Below are 3353 nucleotides of genomic sequence, written 5' to 3' on the forward strand. Positions count from 1 at the left end.
GTAGTTGGTAACAATACGGAATATACGGTGGCATCTGAAATCAGTGCTGCAGCAGGAAACAATCTTACAGTAGAAACAGACGGACTTTTCGCAGCTGATGATCAGAATGCATCAGAGGTTAATTTAGCTACACCATTAGATGTTGACGGAGATGCTGTAAATGAAACAACTGTAGAAGAAGCTATTGCTGATATTGTTGCTAATAGTAGTGATAATCAAGATTTAACAGGAGCTAACTTAAATGGATTAAATCAACTTCAAATAGATATTCAAAGAGGAGCTTCTACAACAGTAGATTTATCTTCTTTAAGCGAAACAGTAATTGCTGGTTCAGGTGCTGTAACAGTAGATGATGATGGTAATGGAAATTACACAGTAAATTCTACAGATACAGACGAAGATGAAACCAACGAATTAGCGGTTTTAGCATCTGGAGCACCAAGTACAAACGGTGTAAACTCTGGTGATACTTATGTTGATACAGACAATGGTCAATTATACGCATGGGATGGAACAACTTGGCAACAGGTTGGTGGTAGTGCAGCACCAGATGCTGATCCAAATCCAGAAAATGAACTTTCAGATATATCATTAACAAATACTACGTTAGAGCTTACGAACCCTGCACCTGGTGCAACAGGGGTTGATTTGAATAATACGTTCGCTACGGACACGGAATTATCAGATGCTATCACGGCAAGTGAAGCATTAGATTTAGATAAAGATGATCAAAACGAATTACAAGATTTAGAAGAGGTACTATTAAGAGATCCAAGTGCAGGAGGTATTGTTATTACAGATGTAGGTACACCTGTAAATGCAAACGATGCTGTTAATAAGGCATATGTAGATAATCTTGCCGATGATGATGTTAGTGTAACTAACACAACTGCAGGTAACAGAATTGCAACAATTTCTGAGCCAGGTATAACAGCTGTAGATATTAATGAATCGGTTACTACATTAAGCGATGCTGATGCTGATGGAATTTTCGAATATGTATCTGAAAACAATACAACCACTAGTTTCGATGGTACCGATGATCAAAATGCATCCGAAGTTAATTTAGTTACTCCATTAGATGTTGATGGAGATTTGGTTAATGAAACAACCGTAGAGGAAGCTATTGCAGATTTAGCGAATAGTAGCAGTGACAATCAAGATTTGGAGCTAAATAGCAGTACAAATATTTTAAGTTTGACCAATGATGCTTCTACAGTTGATTTAACTCCTTACGTAAACGATGATACTAACGAGATTCAAGATTTAGAATTAACTGGAGATAATCTTACATTAACAAATGACCCAACTGCAACTACAATCGATTTATCAGATTACAGTGAAACAGTAGTTGGAGCAAATGACATCACGGTAACAGATGATGGAAGTGGAAACTTCACTGTTGATTATGTAGACGGTGATAAGAGTGATACTAATGAAATTCAAAATGCGACAGAAGTAGATTTAGCAACTCCTATTGACGTTGATGGAGATACTGTGAACGAAACAACAGTTGAAGAAGCTATAGCAGATTTAGCTAATAATAGCAGTGATAATCAGAATTTAACAGGAGCGACATTAAATGGGTCAAATCAACTACAAATAGATATCGATAGAGGAAGTTCTACAAATGTAGATTTATCATCACTAAGCGAAACAGTAGTTGCAGGTACAGGAGCTGTAACCGTTGATGATGACGGTAATGGTAACTATACAGTTAACTCTACCGATACTGATGAAGATGAGACAAACGAATTAGCGGTATTGGCATCAGGAGCACCAAGTACCAATGGTACAAATTCTGGTGATACTTATATTGATACGGATACTGGGCAACTTTATGCTTGGGATGGAACTACTTGGCAACAAGTAGGGGGTAGCGCAATACCTGGCGATGCAAGTGATACGAATGAGCTAATAACTTCTTTTGGAGTTGTGGGTACCAATCTTCGTATTACGGAAGCGGGTACTGATTTTGATGTTCCATTGAATGATTTAGGAACAGACAGTCAAGATCTTTCTTTAACAGGAGATAATCTTACATTAACAAATGATCCAACCGGTGCGGCGATAGATTTATCCGATTATAGAGAAACGGTAGTAGGTACAAATGATATTACGGTTACCGATGATGGTAGTGGAAACTTTACTGTTGATTATTTAGATGGAGATAAGAGCGATACCAATGAAATTCAAGATGCATCAGAAGTAAATTTAGCAACTCCATTAGATGTCGATGGAGATACTGTGAACGAAACAACAGTTGAAGAAGCAATTGCAGATTTAGCTAATAATAGCAGTGATAATCAAAATTTAACAGGTGCAAATTTGAATGGGTCAAACCAACTTCAAATAGATATTGAAAATGGTGGGTCAACAACCGTAGACTTATCATCTTTAAGCGAAACAGTAACCGCAGGTACAGGAGCAATTACAGTAGATGATGATGGTAATGGAAATTATACGGTAAATTCTACGGATTCTGATGAAGATGAAACAAATGAGATTCAAGATTTATCTTATGATGCTTCAACACAGACATTAAATATTACAAACAATTCTACTGCAACTGATATTGATTTATCTGGATTGGTTAATACAGACGAACAAGATTTAGAATTGACAGGTGATAACCTGACCTTAACGAACGACCCGACCGGTGCGGCGATAGATTTATCCGATTATAGAGAAACAGTAGTTGGTACAAATGACATTACCGTAACTGATGATGGTACTGGAAACTTTACTGTTGATTATGTAGATGGAGATAAGAGTGATACCAACGAGATACAGGATTTAGAATTAACGGGAGATAACCTTACACTGACCAACGACCCGACCGGAGCTGCAATAGATTTATCCGATTATAGAGAAACGGTAGTCGGAACAAATGATATTTCTGTCAGTGATGATGGCAACGGTAATTATACAGTTGATTATGTTGACGGTGATAATGATTCCACAAACGAATTGACACAAAGAGGAAATGGTGGTCCGACAGGAACACCAGCTGAGGGTACAACGTATGTTGATACCGATTCGGGTCAATTATATGTTTATGATTCAGGAGCATGGCAACCTGTAGGTGGTAGTGCTGTACCTGGTGATGCTAGTGATACAAATGAGCTTATAACTTCTTTTGGTGTTGTGGGTGGAAATCTGCGTATAACTGAAGCGGGTACTGATTTTGATGTTCCATTGAGTAGTTTAGATACCGATGACCAGACTTTGAGTCTTACAGGAAATACGTTGGCTATTGCCGATGGTAATTCGGTTGATTTGAGTGCATATGTTGATACTGATACAGATGACCAGACCTTAAGTTTGGTTGGTTCAGATTTAAGTATTGCTGA

Annotated in this window: 1 protein-coding gene; it reads left to right on the forward strand. The window is 37.8% G+C overall.

The window, feature by feature from the left end; genetic code table 11:
• Positions 1 to 3353 (forward strand): beta strand repeat-containing protein (locus tag BUC31_RS20415; protein WP_170861990.1); only part of this gene is annotated, 3353 nt, incomplete at both ends.

Source organism: Maribacter aquivivus (genome assembly GCF_900142175.1).
Classification (GTDB): domain Bacteria; phylum Bacteroidota; class Bacteroidia; order Flavobacteriales; family Flavobacteriaceae; genus Maribacter; species Maribacter aquivivus.